Source organism: Neobacillus sp. WH10 (assembly GCF_030123405.1).
GTDB lineage: Bacteria > Bacillota > Bacilli > Bacillales > Cytobacillaceae > Neobacillus.
Genome location: NZ_CP126110.1, coordinates 4633035 through 4650041 on the forward strand (window position 1 = coordinate 4633035; position 17007 = coordinate 4650041).

The window sequence follows — 17007 nt, forward strand, 5'->3', positions numbered from 1 at the left end:
ACAGTTTAAAACCCTGGAGACATCGCGCTCCAGGGTTAAATACATTTTTAAGTTAGCAACAGAACCCGTGGTGGTGCATCGGATAAAATCCATGATGGAATCCATAATGATGATGGTGGAAAGGATAGCCATACCCATAATGATGGTAAGGATAACCCCCATATCCCATGCCATAACCAGGATAACCTGGATATCCTCCATAACCCATAGGGCCTCCAAAGAATTGTCTTTGCATTTTTTATCTCCTCCTCAAATTGTTTCAAAATACTATATGTGTCCATATTTAAAGAGGAATAGGTATTTGCCTATATTAGGAATTTTCTTAGCTGTTATTTTATTTTGTATTTAGTTATATTTCCATGGCATTATTTAATCCTAATTTATCATTTACATGTCAAAATCCAATGTCCCTTCTGCTGAATACTACAATCCATTTAATTTTTTCATAAAAAAAAGAGAAGGGTCAACTTCTCTACAAAAAAACAATTAACAACTTATCGTATTATTCAATAAGTTCAACATATCTGTAAAGTCAAATGGCTCCTCTTTCCTAACACATTCTGCAAATTGAGACACAAGCTTCAATGTTTCGATGCTCTGAACCGGATAGTGCCCTGCAGCGCTTTCAGCCGACAACATGACAGCATTTGTTCCATCTAAAACGCTTTGAAATACATCCATGACTTCTGCCCGGGTTGGTATAGGGTTATCCACCATTGATTGAAGCATCTGTGTAGCCGTAATGACATAGGTATTCAACCGATTACATTCTCTAATCATAGCTTTTTGCAAAAGTGGAATCCATTGGTAGGGCAGCTCTACCCCTAGATCACCTCTAGCAATCATTACGGCATCAGTCTCCTTACATATTTCTTGGAGGTTATGGATCGCCTCAATGGTTTCAATTTTCGCCACCAATTGGGGAACATGCCCTTGTTTGCCTTTAATAAAATTCCTGATTTCATTGATATGAGACGCTCTGCGTACAAATGAACAAGCAATGAAATCAATTTCTTCCTGTAATAGGAATTCAATATCTAATTTATCTTTTTCAGTTATTGAGGGCAAACTTGTAACAACCCCTGGCAAATTCACTCCTTTATGAGAAGAAATTTCTCCGCCTGACCTGACCTTTGTAACAACTTTAGTCTGATCTACAGAAGTAACCAACAATTCTACGGCGCCATCATTAATTAAGATACGATTATTTGGTTGGACATCTTTGACTAAATTTTCATAGTCAACACTTGCCTGTTGTTCGTTACCGATAATTTGATCACAAACAAGTGTAAAGTCCTGTCCCGTTTTGAGAGTGACTTTTTCACCTTTAACTTTACCTAATCGAATTTTGGGACCTTGTAAATCCCCTAGAATTTTTATTTGTCGTCCCATCTCATTACTAAGTGATTTTATTAATCGAATAACGTTACTGTGACTTTCGTATGTCCCATGAGAAAAATTCAATCTGGCAATCGTCATACCATGATTAATCAATTCAGTAAGAACGGATTTATCATTACTTGCAGGGCCAATTGTACAAATACGATCTATCGACATAGGATCACCTCAAATGCATATTCAAATTTTGATAAGATTTCTCGTAAATCTCCTATGACAACTATTTTTCTCTGTATAAGAAAATAAATACTTAGGAATCATGGTGAAGCAAAAATTCTTTTTGCACAAAAATCAATAATTTCTCTTCTTCGGATGATACCAATAAATGTATTATCATCATCGACAACCGGAACAAAATTTTGTTCAATTGATTTTAAAATAATGTCCTCGATTTCTGAATTTATCGAGATTGCTTGATTTTTTTTGTGAAGAGGTACTTCATTTAGCCAAATTTTTCTAGTGCTTTCAAAATTAAAATTTGGTGTGTTCTTTATTTTCCATAACAGATCCCCTTCCGTTAATGTACCAACGTACCTTCCATCACAATCTATTAAGGGAACAGCTGTATATCTGTGATATTCCATTTTTTCTAAGGCTTGCCTCATGGTCGATTCATACTTTATATACGCAACTTCATTTTTAGGTATAAGAAAAAATGCTATATTCAAGTAACTCACTATCCTTTATATCTGCTAATTTTTTATGAACCGATATTTCGCATAATCTTGTTCTTTCAAGGAATAGTTGCTGGTTCTGGACAACCTACTTCATTTGGTCTAATGCCATATTTAATTCTAAAACGTTGACTCTAGGCTCACCAAAAACCCCCAGTTGACGCTCTTCTGTTTTTTCTTTTATTAAATGATAGATCTTTGCTTCTTCTATTCCTCTAGTCTTAGCAATTCGAGGAACTTGTATTTCTGCTGCTAATGGAGAAATGTGTGGATCAAGTCCTGAACCAGAGTTTGTTAATAAATCTGCAGGTATTTCTCCTTTCTTCACATCAGGATTTGCAGCAATAAAGGCTTCAATATCTTTTTTTGTCCGTTCAATCATGTCCTTATTGGAAGGGGCATAATTGTTAGAACCTGATCCGGCTGCATTATACTCAATAGAAGATACCCGACCACTAAAATATTTAGGATCCTTAAACATCTGTCCAATTAGCTCAGAACCAACCACTTTTCCATTACTTTCAATTAAGCTGCCTTTGGACTTATCAGGCATCGTTACTGTTGAGATGCCCGTTACAACCAATGGATAGGCAATCCCACAAATAATTAATAAAACAAGGCAAAGCCTTAAACTTTTTAACATTTAACCTCACCACTTTTGTTAGATATTTTTAAATAAACAAACTTAATGCGATATCAATTATTTTGATACCTATAAATGGCACCACGACACCGCCAAACCCATATATAAACAGATTGCGGTTTAATAATTTTGTTGCACTCATTGGAATATATTTAACACCCTTTATCGCTAATGGAATAAGCAATGGTATTATGATGGCGTTAAAAATGAGTGCTGAAAGAATGGCGCTATCTGGGGTTTGAAGGTTCATAATGTTTAGTGCTTCCATCTTAGGTATAGCTATCATGAAAATGGCAGGAATGATGGCAAAATATTTAGCAACATCATTCGCGATACTAAACGTTGTCAAAGCACCACGCGTCATCAGCAGCTGTTTTCCTATTGATACAACTTCAATGATTTTCGTTGGATCAGAGTCTAAGTCAACCATGTTAGCCGCTTCTTTTGCCGCCGTTGTTCCAGTGTTCATAGCCAGGCCAACATCCGCTTGTGCAAGTGCAGGTGCATCGTTTGTGCCGTCACCTGTCATTGCGACCAATTTCCCTTCGGCTTGTTCCTTTTTTATAACAGCAATTTTATCTTCAGGTTTTGCTTCGGCAATAAAGTCATCTACGCCGGCTTCTTTTGCAATGGTTGCAGCAGTCAAAGGATTGTCACCTGTGCACATGACTGTTTTTATCCCCATTTTTCTTAACTCATCGAACCGCTCTCTCATGCCAGCCTTCACGGTATCCTTCAAATAAATTAATCCTAAAATACGATTTCCAACAGCTACAGCTAAAGGAGTTCCCCCTTCGACGGCAATTTCCTTTGCCTTTTCTTCCAAGTCGACTGGAACTACTCCGCCTTGCTCCTTCACATATGCTTTAATGGCATCAACCGCCCCTTTACGTACCTCCATACCATCTGGAAAATTAGTTCCACTCATCCGAGTTTCCGCTTTAAATTCTACTCCTTCTGTACCAGAAATCTCTGGAAGGACAGTATTAAATTTTTTACCTAGTTCAATGATAGACCTGCCTTCCGGTGTATCATCATGAAGTGAACTAGCCACTGCTGCACGGTTTAATTCATCCTGAGCAATATTTTGAACTGCTAAAAAAGATGCTGCCATCCGGTTACCATGTGTAATCGTACCCGTTTTATCCAGAATGATTGTATTAATATCTCCAGCTGCTTCCACTGCTTTACCTGACATTGCTATGACGTTAAACTGAGTGACACGATCCATACCTGCAATACCAATGGCCGAAAGAAGACCGCCTATGGTTGTCGGGATTAAACAAACAAGCAATGCAATTAAAGTTGCAATCGAAATATTAGCATTAACATATGAAGAAATAGGAACAAGCGTTGTACATACAATTAAAAATATTAGTGTTAAACTAACTAAAAGTGTATTTAACGCGATTTCATTCGGTGTTTTTTGGCGTTTCGCCCCTTCCACTAAACCAATCATCCGATCAAGGAAGGACTCACCAGGATCAGCAGTGATTTTTACTTTTATGCTGTCACTGGTTACTCTAGTACCACCTGTAACCGAACTGAAATCACCACCTGATTCTTTAATAACTGGAGCAGATTCACCGGTAATCGCTGATTCATCTACTGAGGCAACCCCTTCTATTACTTCACCATCTCCAGGAATCATTTCGTTTGCTTCTACTAGGACGACATCACCCTTGCGCAATTCGGTTGAATCAACAATTGTATAACTGCCATCTTTTTGTAGTCGCTTCGCTTTCGAATCTTGTTTTGTTTTCTTTAAACTATCGGCCTGAGCTTTTCCCCTGCCTTCAGCTAATGCTTCTGCAAAATTAGCAAACATGATTGTAATAAATAAAATGCAGCTAACTAAGCCGTTATACAATGCGTCTGATTCTCCACCGAAAAGAGAAGGAAAAATCGACAATAAAAAGGTAATAACGAATCCTACTTCTACAACAAACATAACTGGATTTTTTACCATTAACATTGGATTCAGTTTTTTAAATGAATCCTTTATCGCATTTTTAACAATCTCTTTACTGAGCGTATTTTTACGCGTTGTGTTCATATAGGAATACTCCTTTACATTCTGTTTTCTTTCATTATCGTATGGTCAGCCATTCTGCCACTGGTCCTAGCGCAAGTACTGGGAAGAATGTTAAAGCACCTACAATCAATACTGTAGCGAGTAAAACAACCATAAATGTACTGTTATCTGTTTTGAAGGTACCAAGTGTCTCAGGTACCGGTTTTTTAGCCAACATTGATCCTGCCACTGCTATCATGGCAATCATGGAGAAATATCGTCCAAACAACATGACTATACCCGTCGAAATATTCCAAAATAGGGTATTGTCTCCTAGCCCCTCAAATCCAGATCCGTTATTGGCAGCTGATGAAGTAAACTCATACACTACCTGGGAAAGACCATGGAATCCAGGATTGGAGATGGCAGCTGTCCCCATATTAGTGGCAAGTGCAATAGCGGATGGCACTAATATGATTAACGGATGAATCAGTATCGTAATAGCAATCAATTTCATTTCCTTTGCTTCAATTTTTCTGCCCAGAAATTCAGGAGTACGACCAACCATTAAGCCAGCTAAGAATACGGCTAAGATGGCATACATTAATATATTGATAGACCCTACTCCGTCTCCTCCAAACACACAGTTAAGCATCATTTGACCCAGTGGTACAAGCCCTCCGAGAGGAGTCAATGTATCATGCATATTGTTAACTGAACCTGTAGTAGCAGCAGTTGTTACCGTTGTAAATAGTGCAGACTGAGCAAGACCAAATCTAACTTCCTTCCCTTCCATACTGCCGTTTTCCTGTGACAGACCAATTCCCTTTAAGGCAGGATTTCCATTAGCTTCACTAAAGTATGCTAGTGACAGGAATCCGAGGAAGATGATCCCCATTGCTGTGAATAAGATAATACCTTGTTTCCGGTTTTTACTCATTCGTCCAAAAGCAAATGGTAAAGAAGCTGGTATTAAAAACATAGAGATTATCTCGATTACATTCGAAAGCGGTGTAGGGTTCTCAAATGGATGAGCAGAGTTCACTCCAAAGATCCCACCCCCATTTGTACCTAAGTGTTTAATAGATTCCAATGCAGCAACAGGACCTCGAGCTATCTTTTGTACAATACCTTCAACTGTATGGGCTGTTACAGTCGGTTCCAATGTTTGTGGAACTCCTTGACCAACAAGGAACAAGGCAACAATAATCGATAATGGAATAAGAATACGTGTGAGTGCACGTACTAAATCAACATAAAAGTTACCGATGCTTCTCTGACCTGTAATACCTCTGAAAAAGGCGATACAAAGCGCTAAACCAGTGGCTGGAGTAGTGAACATCAGAAAAATAATGACCATCATTTGAGAGAAATAAGATAACCCAGATTCTCCACTATAGTGCTGCAAGTTTGTATTTGTTAAGAAGCTGGCAATAGTGTTAAATGATAAGAGAGGTTCCATGGCCCCTATATCACTGGGATTACCCGGGAGTAGGTGCTGGAAACGCACAATGATATATCCAATCCCGAACATCACAAGATTACTTAATAAAAGAGCTTTAGCGTATTGCTGCCATTTCATATCAGTTTCTTGTATGCCAGAAATTTTATAGATTGATTTTTCTATGCCACCGAAAACTCTATCCAATTTGGTCGATTCTAAAGAGAATGCTGATGCTATATATCGCCCCATAGGTATTGCTAGGATAACAACCAAAACCAACACTATGGTTATTTGTAAAAAATCCATTTTGTTTTCCTCCGAGTAAAAAATTAATATCTTTCAGGATGAATTAATGCATCAATTAAATAGATTGCCAACCCACCAACAATTACCAATAATAAAATCATTATTTATCACTCCCCTATTCCTCAATTACGCTGGCGCAAAACTTTATAAAACCGAAAAACATGATGAAACATACTGCAATAAGTCCAACAGAAACAAAATCCATAATTATTTCTCCCTCCCATCCTGAAAATCATCCACGGAATAAAAATAGACCAATGTTTACTTTTCCCCATTGAAATTAATAGCAAACACACCATGATTTCTATCCAATAAGATAGATAACCATGAAGGCTGCATCGTAATTTCAATATTCTGGAGAAAAAGTACTCATTGGTCTACTTAACGCCTAGCAAGCATATCGCTCTCTTTGCGTTCTGTCTTCCATGTTCCTTTTTCATAAAAATAGGCATAATAAAAAGACCTACTTTAAAATTCAAGCTGCTCTTTTGCTGAACACACAACAAAAAAAGCCCCTTGAAAAAGGTGGTCTTATGACCTCCTTCGCTTTAGCCGACGAAGTTAGCTGACGGGTAGGATGGCGAAAGAGTCTCTCATCCCTCCTGCTTATTGCAGAATTAACCCCATAAAAATTGGTTCCTCCGTTCCTGATTGTTTCAGGATTTGGCCGATATGCAATTGTTAATTTTGACAATATTGTAATCCCTTTGTAGAAATATGTGAAATCTCATTTTTGGCTAAAAACCGTCATTTTCAACCAAATATTTAAATAAATCACTTTAATTCTAACGTTTCCTTGCGTTACCTCTTTATTTCATCAATTCGAATGTTATTGACATTCCTGCTATTCTGTAAGTATTATAGTGTGCATAAAGTGAAACTTCAATCAGTGGGGGTTTTTTCATCCCCCACTGATTGTTAGTCCCGTTCTACTGTCTCTAATATCAAGGCTATCGCCTTGATAAAGAGACAGTACCAACCCGATTGGTTCAACTAAGCCGATGAAAAGCACATCGGCAAGTTTCACTGTATCTCACCAATCGGGCTTTTACGGGCAGTTGATCCCCCACTTATCCTTTTTGTACCTCAAAGTCTTGAAGTGGGGGACTTACTGCCCGTTAATGCGGGATAAATATGACATTTATTTTGATTAAATTTTGGGGGATATAAATCTATGGCTATGTTAATTAAAAGGATGGAAGCAGAAATTAGTGCTGCATTTATTAAATTCCAACGGGATCTCTTAGGACGCGGCCCCCAGGAAGCTAAAACATACATCGTACAAGACATGGTGATTACTCGCTTTAAAGGCGTTTTAACAACAGAGGAAAAACACCTTGTCAGTCATGAGAAAGGTAAAATGTTAGTGAAAAAAATGCGGCAGGTCCTACGTGAAATGTACAGCCGAGATTTCGAAGAGATTGTAGAAAAAATAACCGAATGTAAAGTTCTCTCCAGCCACAGCGACATTAGTACAAAAACTGGAGAAAGAATTGAAGTTTTTATCGTAGATAAGGACTTACAAAAATATTTAGAACAAAAGCAGTCTTAATTAACTTTCCGAGCATTTAAATTTAATCGATAGAAACCCAATAAACCACAATAATTTAAGGGTTTCTATCCTTGTTAAATATATTAATTAAGATTACTTTTGCTTCGATCAACAATTTCAGGTTGATGGTCTGCAACAACTAATACATCCAAATGACGCACAGCCCGAAGTAACCTTTGTACCACTGACCCTTTTAAAATTTCTTCTATCCTCTTCCGTGCAGAATGGCCGATAATCACTTGTGTTGCATTTTTTTCATTTAACCGTTGCACTAATTCCCCAACTACTTGTCGGTGATGAGAAGTTTCATACATTTCGAAGATTCCACCAAGTCGTTCTGTCATTAATTTGATGTTCTCGAAATTCTTTACCTCCTCTTCAGTTAGCGGTGAATGATCTTGAACGTAAACAACATACCATTCTGCTTTTAACCGATAAGCTATTCGAAACCCTCGCCGAATAAGAGGTACACTGTCAGGACGTAAATTTACACAAACAAAAATAACCTCCTGTTTTCTCCATGGACCCCTTAATGTCCGCTTTCTCTCCCATGACTCAAGTCTTTCATCTACATCATCGGCAACCTCACGTAAAGCTAATTCACGCAGAGCAATTAAATTACCTGTCTTAAAAAAATGACTTAGAGCTTGTTCTACTTTTTCATTTGCATAAATATTTCCTTCACGCATTCGTTCCCTAAGTGCTTTAGGTGAAATATCTATAAGTTCAATTTCGTCTGCCATTCTTAGCACTTGATCCGGTACTGTTTCACGGACACGAACCCCAGTAATTTGTTCGACACTATCGTTCAAGCTTTCTAAATGTTGAATGTTCATTGTTGAAATAACAGAAATTCCTGCTTTTAGAATTTCCTCCACATCTTGATAACGTTTTTTATTATCACTCCCAGGGACATTTGTATGCGCCAATTCATCGACTAGTACAACTTCTGGATTCCGTTTAATAATTGCTTCTGTATCCATTTCTTCGAGAACCACATTTTTATAATTAATTTTTTTCTTTGGTATTAATTCAAGGATCCCGATTTGTTCAAATGTTTCTTTTCTTCCATGTGTTTCAAGTAGCCCAATGATGATATCCAAACCTTTTCTTTTTAATAGGTTGGCCTCACGAAGCATGGTATAGGTCTTACCAACACCTGGTGCTGCGCCTATATATACTTTTAAATTTCCTCGTCTAATCCGATCTATGTGTTCTTCCACTTCTTGATTTGTCATACGATGGTATGGATTTTTCTTATTATCTTCCTTCCACTTAGCTGGGATTACTCTTTCACCATTTTTTTCAGTACGGTCCGCCACAATAAAAACATCCATATTCCTTGTTTTACGCAGTATTTTATTTATAATTGATCCATAAATTATTTCCTCAAAGCGGCTTCGTTTTGATTGCCCCATTACAATCCTGGTAACGTTCTTGTTCGTTGCATAGTTAACAATTTCCTCCGCTACTTCATCTCTAGTTAATGGTACTTCTTCAAATTCTCCATCAACTTTATCAACTAGCTTAATAATGGATCTCTTAAAAGTCTCCTCTTCCTTTGAAAGCTTTTTATTGGGTAAACGAAAACAGACGACATATAATTCCCCACCTAAACGTTTTGCAATTTGTTGGCCTCGGCGTATTAAAATTGATCCGTTCCAATGGTATTGAACGGAAACAAGAATTCTCTCCGTAGCACCCGATGGTCCAATTAACCCCTGTTTTTCACGATAGTCATCTAATTCTTCATTCACTTCACCAGCTAAAAAGCGTAAGGAAAGTTCACGTAAAACGGCCAAATTATCTCTCCTGAATAATGTTTGCCGTTTTCTCCTTTCTTCATGTACTTCATCGATAAAACCATCTTGAATTCGATTTAGGATTTGTTCAGGAGTTACATCTAAAAGCTTCACCTCATCTGCCATCGAAAGAGTATTATCTGGTACACAATGGTCTACTTGTACCTTAATACCCAACAGTTTTTCTGCAACCTCTTTGACCCCTTCTAATTCATAGATGTTTATTGTTGTAATTACACTAATATTATTACTTATTAACTTTAAAACATCTTCAAGCCTTGTCTTATATAACGCATCAGGACGATTACGGTGTGATAATTCGTCCACAAGTACTACTTCAGGATTTCTTTCAATGATAGCAGGTAAATCCAAATCATATTTATGGATTCCATTTTCCATCCATTCAATTGGTGGAACGCTTTCTAATTCCCCTATTTGTTCAATGGTATGAGGGCGGTCGGATGCACTTATAATTCCAATGACCACATCAATTGATTTTTTCTTAAGCTCATTACCTTCCAATATCATATTAAAAGTCTTTCCTGAGCCTGAAACAGCCCCAAGGATGATTTTTAATCTGCCGCGTTGAACCTTATAAATGGATTGTAAGAATTCCTCTGGTGACTTTCTTCGAAATTTGTCCGACATCATTGCCCCCCCTTTTCATAAATATACAAAAATAGGAGAGCACTCCTTACTCCCCTCAATAATTCTTATGAAAAGCATTAAATATCTAGTATGTGTAATCATTCAAATGTATCATGCTACTCTATGAAAATCACAGTCCAAAATCAATAAATAAGTAATTGCTTGAAGAAAGAAGAGTAAAAAAGCCTTAATAATAAAATCTTATAGATTTGATTTCTCTTTTTTTATATACATACCTACTATAGGAATATCATAAATAGTTTGCCAATTCCAATATTTTATTAATAAAAATTCATTATATTTTCTTAGCTCTATAGGAAAAAATCAGCATATAAAATTTATTTAAACCATCAATGAATTTTTCATCGATTAGATTTGGACAAAAAAAATAGACCCATGATTACTTTTCCCCGTAATATAGCTATACCTGATCATACATGAAACAGATGTGAATCTTACACTCACCATCAGTCCATTTTTGATTTGCATAAACAAAAATATAAGGGAGAAAAAGTATTCATGGTCTACTTAATGCCTAGCAAGAATTGTCGCTCTCTTTGCCTTTATTTTGGTACAGGAGTTGGTGTTGGCTCTCCGTATGATTCATACTTATTTGTGATTAACCTATTAATTTCTTTTAACTCTTTTCCATCTTGATACATTTCAGTCGCCTCACGGGCGATGTCGACACATATGTCTCAAGATATTCCCATTGAATCCCATTCAGTAACTTGCATGTCAGAACCCAGACTATCAACAAAGCAATCTAGATTGCTTTTATGTCCATCTTCTGCATAACAGCCGCAATAACAAGGAACAGATGCCAATGCTTCAGGATATTGAGCAGCCATGACATAGGTTTCCTGAACCTTTTCAGATGCATTCAGTATATAATCAGGCAGTTCTTTATGTTTAGGATCTAAAGTTAGTTCTTCTTTAGAACCGCAGCCTGTAAGGATACCCATAATAAGGGCACCTGTTATGACAAAGCCTGTAAATTTCTTCAGTTTAAACACCCCAAATCTTGATAATATTTTGATTATCTTTATATTAACAAGGAAAGGAAGTTCAAAACGGTGGTAATTGTTAAAGATTAATGACAGAAATAACCTAATAGTAGTCTGGTTTTGGGCTTTACTCTCATGTCCTGTCTGAATGGGCCTCTCATTCGGACAAGACGGGGCAACTTTCTGCTGATCCTGTCCGAATAAGCCTCGCATTCGGACAAGACAAGGCAATTTCCTGCTTGTCCTGTCCGAATAGGTCGCGCATTCAGACTATCAAAGGCAATATTCCTCTTGTCCTGTCCGAATAAGCCTCGCATTCGGACAAGACAAGGCAATTTCCTGCTTATCCTGTCCGAATAGACCTTGCATTCGGACAAGACAAGGCAATTTCCTGCTTATCCTGTCCGAATAGGCCTTGCATTCGGACAAGGTAAGGCAATTTTCTGCTTATCCTGTCCGTTTGAGCCTCGCATTCGGACTACCAACGGGCAAATCCACATAATGATCTACTGCCATTATTGGCGTTTTTTTCTTATTGTAAGATAGGGTACTTTAATTGAAATAAGAAGAACCTTAATTTGATTGTTATTTAGTCCATATGAATATTAAAAATGGCGTGCTAAAAATGAAAGCAGCTTTATACGCCTTTTTTTATGTCATTTAACTGTCTTGCACCTAAAAATGGATCTCTTCATTTGAAAAGGTTACTTGCTTTTTTACAATGGATCATAAAAATTAAAGTTTTTTTACCTTAATTGGACTTACCATTAAGAGAGCAAGGATTAAGGTAATCCATGCATTGCTATATGAAAATAATCCCATACCAGCCAATGGTAATCCTGCAGCTGGAATAGGTAATCCTTTAAAATACCCAATGGTTGGTTTAACACTAAATCTAGCTAATCTTAATGCCCCCATTGTTGGGAAAAGGATAAATGCTATAGAAGTTAAAATGGAGGGTGCTGCAATCGAATGAAATAAAAGCGCAGGAGCAACACCGAAACTAACAATATCAGCTAAGGAATCCAATTCTACACCAAATTCACTATTTACTTTTAATTTTCTCGCGATCCTTCCATCAAAAAGATCTAAAACAGCCGAAAAAAAAATTAAAATGGAGGCTACTTCCAAAAAGCCACTCATATTAAAGGTAATTGAAAGAACACCGCACAATAAATTTCCAATCGTAAATAAATTGGGTATAGCTTTTGCTATCTGACTGTACAAGGTAGCCCCCCCTGACGTTGATCAATCCTTCCCATTTAAGTAGCATTTTCAATATTTTCTTCCGTTATTCTTAAAAAGACAAGATATAGAATGAAAAAAATTTGTTTTCTCTACTGCAAAATTAAAAAGTATTGAGCAACAGCAGGTATTTTTAATCGAGCATCTGCAGTAACAATACAACAACTAATACCAAAAACACTGACACTTGCTGTTCTTAAAGAATTTAGGAAGAATGTAATTCCATAAATACACGAAAAAAGGGTCTGACACTGTGATCTGAACCCTTTTTTCATAGCATTTTCGTTTTAACAACAGTCGCTTTCATTACCTAATAAAACGATCCCATTCGCTTCTTGGCTATAGTCTAAAATAAGATTATCCGTATACGGTTCGATGTACTTATGTAAAAACCAAATATAATGCCAAGAGCATTTTTACTCTTGGCTATTAAATTCTTTGTTACTCACCAGTTTCAGCAAAACGCTTAATACGATCTCCAATCTCATCACGCACACGTTGAAAGAAAGCCCATTTTTCTTCGTCTGTTCCTTGAGCTTTTGCTGGATCATCAAATCCCCAATGTACTCGTTTTACACTTAGTGGTGTAACTGGACATTTGTCAGCAGCATCCACACATAAAGTAACGACTAAATCAGCGCTGTCTAAATATACTGGATCGATAAGATCGGAAGTTTGGCTTGAAATATCAATGCCAGCTTCTTTCATTGCTTTTACAGCATTTGGGTTCAACCCGTGTGTTTCAATACCAGCACTACGTACTTCCCATTTATCACCTAAGTATTTCTTTCCCCATCCTTCAGCCATTTGGCTACGGCAAGAGTTTCCAGTACATAAGAAGTAAATTCTTTTTTTGTTTTCCATGTTGAATTCCACCTTTATTATTTGTTTTAAGCAGCATCTTCTTTAAAATATTTTCTTTTAAACCATAATGCCACATTGACCAACGCAATCATGACAGGTACTTCAACAAGTGGGCCAATAACGGCTGCAAAGGCTGCACCAGAATGGATACCGAATACACCAACAGCTACAGCTATCGCTAACTCAAAGTTGTTACTTCCTGCTGTAAATGCAAGCGTAGTGGTAACAGGGTAGTTCGCTTTAATTTTTATTCCAAGGAAGAAAGAAACAAAGAACATTAATACAAAGTAAATTAATAATGGAATAGCTACACGAACTACATCTAATGGCAAGCTGACAATTACGTCTCCTTTTAAAGAGAACATGATGATAATTGTAAATAGTAAAGCAATCAATGTAATTGGGCTTATCTTAGGAATAAACACTTTTTCATACCATTGTCTGCCTTTAGCTTTTACCAACGTGACCCGTGTCATCATTCCAGCTATAAAAGGTATTCCAAGGTAGATGAAAACTGATTTAGCCACTTCTATCATCGTTATATTTACAACTGCCCCTTGGATTCCTATCCATTTTGGGATTATGGTTACAAACACATAAGCATAAACGGAGAAGAATAACATTTGGAAAATAGAATTGAATGCCACTAAACCAGCTGCATATTCCGTATCTCCTTTAGCAAGATCATTCCAAACAATGACCATTGCAATACAACGAGCTAAGCCAATCAAAATAAGACCAACCATATACTCCGGTTTATCAGGAAGAAAGATAATTGCTAATAAAAACATAAGAATTGGTCCAATGATCCAGTTTTGTACAAGGGATAATACCAAGACTTTTACATCTTTAAAAACGCGCCCAATTTCCTCATATCGAACTTTTGCTAATGGTGGATACATCATTAAAATTAAGCCAATAGCAAGTGGAATCGATGTAGTTCCTACCTGCAAACTGTTCATACTGTCTACAAATCCCGGAGAGACAAACCCTAATCCAATTCCTATTGCCATAGCAAGAAAAATCCAAATCGTAAGGTATCGATCCAGGAATGATAGACTTTTCTTTTCTGTATTACTCATTTTCTCACTCCCTGTTTAAATTCAAGCTAACATCCACAACGAAGAGTAGGATTGCTTTTTTCAATCATTTTGATTTTATCTGTCTGGTCTGGTACATGCTCCAAAATATCCTGTAATAGTCCATACAGCTCGCTTTGTTGATTCAGAGAATAGTAAATCCACTGACCTCTTCGTTCTTCCTTAACCATCCCTGCATCCTTTAATTTACGCAGATGCTGGCTGATTGACGGCTGACTCATATCAAATACTTCTAGGAATTCACAAACACAACACTCTCGTTGTTTTAAAATACCTATTATGGTCAAACGTGTTTTATCGCCTAATAATTTTAAAACATTAGCAGCTTTTTCTATTTCAACCGTTGATTTTAACATCTTTATACCTCCTATTAACAAAATATAAGCATCTGCTTATATAATAAATTACTTATATATATTATTCAAGTTATTGATTGTTGTGCTTAATAATAAAGTTTGATTAAAAGTAAGCTACAAACGTTGATTTTATATTAGGGCTCCTACCACCAAAACGCAGAAAACTTACGCTAAGCAAATTTCGACAAGAAAAAAGCCGGTACCCCTAACAATTCTTACTGTATTATAGCTTCGCTTGTTATACGAGATCATAGTCCCACCCATCTTCAATCATGTTTCTATAATTAGGGGGCGAACTGTTTAGTTGACGGGGTCTCCCCCCACGGGTTCTCACGTTCTGCCTCGGCTACCGTTATATCAAGCCATATAAAAAATGGTCAACCAGAAATACTGGCTGACCTAATTGTACGAAATTAATGATTTACTCTTTGGTTTCTTTAATTTCTTTTTCGTATATATTCTGGATGATTTTGAAAAATTACATTATCCAATTTTCTCATCATACTTGCGTTCATCTTGGACAAATAGGATGCCAAGTTCGTGGTGGTCGCCTTCGTAGAGGGCGCGTTGAACGAAACGAATCTCTCCCTTGGTATCAAAAACCTCCAGCTTACAGTGGGCACGGTTTTTTTGCAGTGCTTCATAGAATGTATTTTCATCGCGAACCAATACACCATTAGCTTTTGTGATAATCTCACCCACTTGCAGTCCCATTTTGCTTGAAGGTGAATCGGGAATAATTCCTATAATCATTACCCCTTGATTTTTTTTCGAAAAATAAGGTGGTAGACTGTCGTCCTTCAAATTGGCCATTAATGCTAATGTTTCTCTGCCGATAATAGCCAAAGCAGCAACAACAATCGAAGTGAGCGGATACCAATAACCAGCCAATGAAATGAGGGTAATAAACACTCCAAGAACAATCACCCTTCGGCCGTGAAGCTTGATCGCTTCTGCAGGAAGCATCCCTTTGATTTGCTGATGAAAGCCAATTGCAAATGGAACCACTATGAGGGAATACTCTTTGGCACCTAAATGAAAGACAGGCCACCAATCGAAAGAAGACTGAAGCACGTCCCCTGGGACCAGTAAAAATAGCGGCACCATCCATAGGCGCTTTACTTCATGAGCACCAACGCTTTGACCACGTTTGCTTCTTGTAATCTTAGGCGAAGTTCCCCTACTGCCATTTTTAAAAATAAGTATACCTTCTGCGATGAGCAATAGGCCAAGAATAACGACAACGGAAGGATAAACCTTATCACTAATTGAATTAAACGCCTCTGAAAAAAGCGGAATCGACCAATTATTTTCTGCAATTAAGATAAGGGTAAAGAATGCAGCCCCAACTGTGTATGCAGGTGACATCAGGCGAATATTTGTCGTCAGTGACCACAATAACGTAAATCCAGCAATAAGAAGGATAACCGCGAATGGTACTGTAATTCCTGCTGCCACTACAATAATAGAAAGTATAAGCCCAATAAGGAGTCCTTGTGGAAACAACTGCCTGAGCTCGAAAAAAGCATCATGCGCCCGAATATGAAAATTTTTCCGTTCACGTTTTACCCTCATAACACCTATAATTCCTGCAAGGAAAACGAGATAGTATAAAACAGGATTAAGAAATAATTTGCCTGTCCCTTTAAGAAGCTCTACAAGCCATATTTGCACCATATCCTGCCACCTGCCTCTATTAAAATTTCTTATATATACTTTGTAAAAAGTCTCTTACAGATTATTTTACCAAATTACACTGATAAAACATATTACTAGTTTCTAGAAAAAAGCAAAAAATGTCCTAACATTCTAGTATTTCGTGAGCCATTCCGAGTTTTGATATAGTTTTCTGCATAGCGCAAACACGGATTCCGCCAACCTTTGCTGGAATTCCGAGAAATTCCGTCTGATTTCCGCCAACATAACTACTATTTCCGCAGAAATTCCCGATAAT

The 17007-nt window shown here is 37.2% G+C and carries 15 protein-coding genes and 1 riboswitch; of the genes, 1 reads left to right on the forward strand and 14 read right to left on the reverse strand.

Translation table 11 applies throughout. The features are described 5' to 3' along the window. Positions 1-52: 52 nt before the first annotated feature. The 7 genes from QNH20_RS22740 to QNH20_RS27155 all read right to left on the reverse strand — a co-directional run bounded on the left by QNH20_RS22740 (position 53) and on the right by QNH20_RS27155 (position 6580). Positions 53-235, reverse strand: a complete 183-nt coding sequence (locus QNH20_RS22740; RefSeq protein WP_283920206.1) for a hypothetical protein — start codon at positions 233-235, stop codon at positions 53-55. Between the two features lie 251 nt (positions 236-486). Continuing rightward, complete coding sequence (locus QNH20_RS22745; protein ID WP_283920207.1) at positions 487-1557, reverse strand: pyruvate kinase; 1071 nt, start codon at positions 1555-1557, stop codon at positions 487-489. A gap of 98 nt (positions 1558-1655) precedes the next feature. Next, on the reverse strand, positions 1656-2066 hold the full coding sequence (locus tag QNH20_RS22750; protein ID WP_283920208.1) for a CBS domain-containing protein: 411 nt from the start codon (positions 2064-2066) through the stop codon (positions 1656-1658). 94 nt (positions 2067-2160) lie between these two features. Further along, positions 2161-2715: a potassium-transporting ATPase subunit KdpC gene (gene kdpC, locus QNH20_RS22755; RefSeq protein WP_283920209.1), complete on the reverse strand. Its 555-nt coding sequence runs from the start codon at positions 2713-2715 to the stop codon at positions 2161-2163. A 28-nt stretch (positions 2716-2743) separates the two neighbouring features. After that, complete coding sequence (kdpB, locus tag QNH20_RS22760) at positions 2744-4771, reverse strand: potassium-transporting ATPase subunit KdpB (RefSeq protein ID WP_283920210.1); 2028 nt, start codon at positions 4769-4771, stop codon at positions 2744-2746. Between the two features lie 34 nt (positions 4772-4805). Then, positions 4806-6479, reverse strand: coding sequence for a potassium-transporting ATPase subunit KdpA (gene kdpA / locus QNH20_RS22765; RefSeq protein ID WP_283920211.1), 1674 nt, complete (start codon positions 6477-6479; stop codon positions 4806-4808). 23 nt (positions 6480-6502) lie between these two features. Next, entirely contained in the window at positions 6503-6580 is a 78-nt protein-coding gene (locus QNH20_RS27155; protein WP_481858114.1) for a potassium-transporting ATPase subunit F, read from the reverse strand. A 434-nt stretch (positions 6581-7014) separates the two neighbouring features. Beyond that, a riboswitch (cyclic di-AMP (ydaO/yuaA leader) is annotated at positions 7015-7158 on the reverse strand. A 495-nt stretch (positions 7159-7653) separates the two neighbouring features. On the opposite strand from QNH20_RS27155, the gene QNH20_RS22770 reads away from it, so the two are divergent. Beyond that, the gene (locus QNH20_RS22770) at positions 7654-8031 is read left to right on the forward strand and encodes a Na-translocating system protein MpsC family protein (RefSeq protein ID WP_283920212.1); all 378 of its coding nucleotides are present in this window, start codon (positions 7654-7656) and stop codon (positions 8029-8031) included. A gap of 83 nt (positions 8032-8114) precedes the next feature. Here QNH20_RS22770 and QNH20_RS22775 read toward each other — a convergent pair whose 3' ends face one another. From QNH20_RS22775 to QNH20_RS22805, 7 genes are all read right to left on the reverse strand, one after another. Beyond that, complete coding sequence (locus tag QNH20_RS22775; RefSeq protein WP_283923483.1) at positions 8115-10481, reverse strand: universal stress protein; 2367 nt, start codon at positions 10479-10481, stop codon at positions 8115-8117. A 563-nt stretch (positions 10482-11044) separates the two neighbouring features. After that, positions 11045-11446, reverse strand: a complete 402-nt coding sequence (locus QNH20_RS22780; protein ID WP_283920213.1) for a PCYCGC motif-containing (lipo)protein — start codon at positions 11444-11446, stop codon at positions 11045-11047. A 777-nt stretch (positions 11447-12223) separates the two neighbouring features. Beyond that, positions 12224-12715, reverse strand: a complete 492-nt coding sequence (gene pssA / locus QNH20_RS22785; RefSeq protein ID WP_283920214.1) for a CDP-diacylglycerol--serine O-phosphatidyltransferase — start codon at positions 12713-12715, stop codon at positions 12224-12226. A gap of 459 nt (positions 12716-13174) precedes the next feature. After that, the gene (arsC, locus tag QNH20_RS22790; RefSeq protein ID WP_283920215.1) at positions 13175-13597 is read right to left on the reverse strand and encodes an arsenate reductase (thioredoxin); all 423 of its coding nucleotides are present in this window, start codon (positions 13595-13597) and stop codon (positions 13175-13177) included. Between the two features lie 26 nt (positions 13598-13623). Next, on the reverse strand, positions 13624-14679 hold the full coding sequence (gene arsB, locus QNH20_RS22795; protein ID WP_283920216.1) for an ACR3 family arsenite efflux transporter: 1056 nt from the start codon (positions 14677-14679) through the stop codon (positions 13624-13626). 26 nt (positions 14680-14705) lie between these two features. Next, entirely contained in the window at positions 14706-15053 is a 348-nt protein-coding gene (locus tag QNH20_RS22800; RefSeq protein ID WP_283920217.1) for an ArsR/SmtB family transcription factor, read from the reverse strand. 483 nt (positions 15054-15536) lie between these two features. Further along, positions 15537-16730: a PDZ domain-containing protein gene (locus QNH20_RS22805; RefSeq protein ID WP_283920218.1), complete on the reverse strand. Its 1194-nt coding sequence runs from the start codon at positions 16728-16730 to the stop codon at positions 15537-15539. Positions 16731-17007: the final 277 nt, after the last annotated feature.

Excerpts from the sequence above, each read along its gene's own strand:
- QNH20_RS22805 (WP_283920218.1), bottom strand. The coding sequence starts at position 16,730 with ATGGTGCAAATATGGCTTGTAGAGCTTCTTAAAGGGACAGGCAAATTA.
- kdpB (WP_283920210.1), bottom strand. The coding sequence starts at position 4,771 with ATGAACACAACGCGTAAAAATACGCTCAGTAAAGAGATTGTTAAAAAT.
- QNH20_RS22775 (WP_283923483.1), bottom strand. The coding sequence starts at position 10,481 with ATGTCGGACAAATTTCGAAGAAAGTCACCAGAGGAATTCTTACAATCC.
- arsC (WP_283920215.1), bottom strand. The coding sequence starts at position 13,597 with ATGGAAAACAAAAAAAGAATTTACTTCTTATGTACTGGAAACTCTTGC.
- kdpA (WP_283920211.1), bottom strand. The coding sequence starts at position 6,479 with ATGGATTTTTTACAAATAACCATAGTGTTGGTTTTGGTTGTTATCCTA.
- QNH20_RS22745 (WP_283920207.1), bottom strand. The coding sequence starts at position 1,557 with ATGTCGATAGATCGTATTTGTACAATTGGCCCTGCAAGTAATGATAAA.
- QNH20_RS27155 (WP_481858114.1), bottom strand. The coding sequence starts at position 6,580 with ATGATTTTATTATTGGTAATTGTTGGTGGGTTGGCAATCTATTTAATT.
- arsB (WP_283920216.1), bottom strand. The coding sequence starts at position 14,679 with ATGAGTAATACAGAAAAGAAAAGTCTATCATTCCTGGATCGATACCTT.
- QNH20_RS22800 (WP_283920217.1), bottom strand. The coding sequence starts at position 15,053 with ATGTTAAAATCAACGGTTGAAATAGAAAAAGCTGCTAATGTTTTAAAA.
- QNH20_RS22740 (WP_283920206.1), bottom strand. The coding sequence starts at position 235 with ATGCAAAGACAATTCTTTGGAGGCCCTATGGGTTATGGAGGATATCCA.
- QNH20_RS22770 (WP_283920212.1), top strand. The coding sequence starts at position 7,654 with ATGGCTATGTTAATTAAAAGGATGGAAGCAGAAATTAGTGCTGCATTT.
- kdpC (WP_283920209.1), bottom strand. The coding sequence starts at position 2,715 with ATGTTAAAAAGTTTAAGGCTTTGCCTTGTTTTATTAATTATTTGTGGG.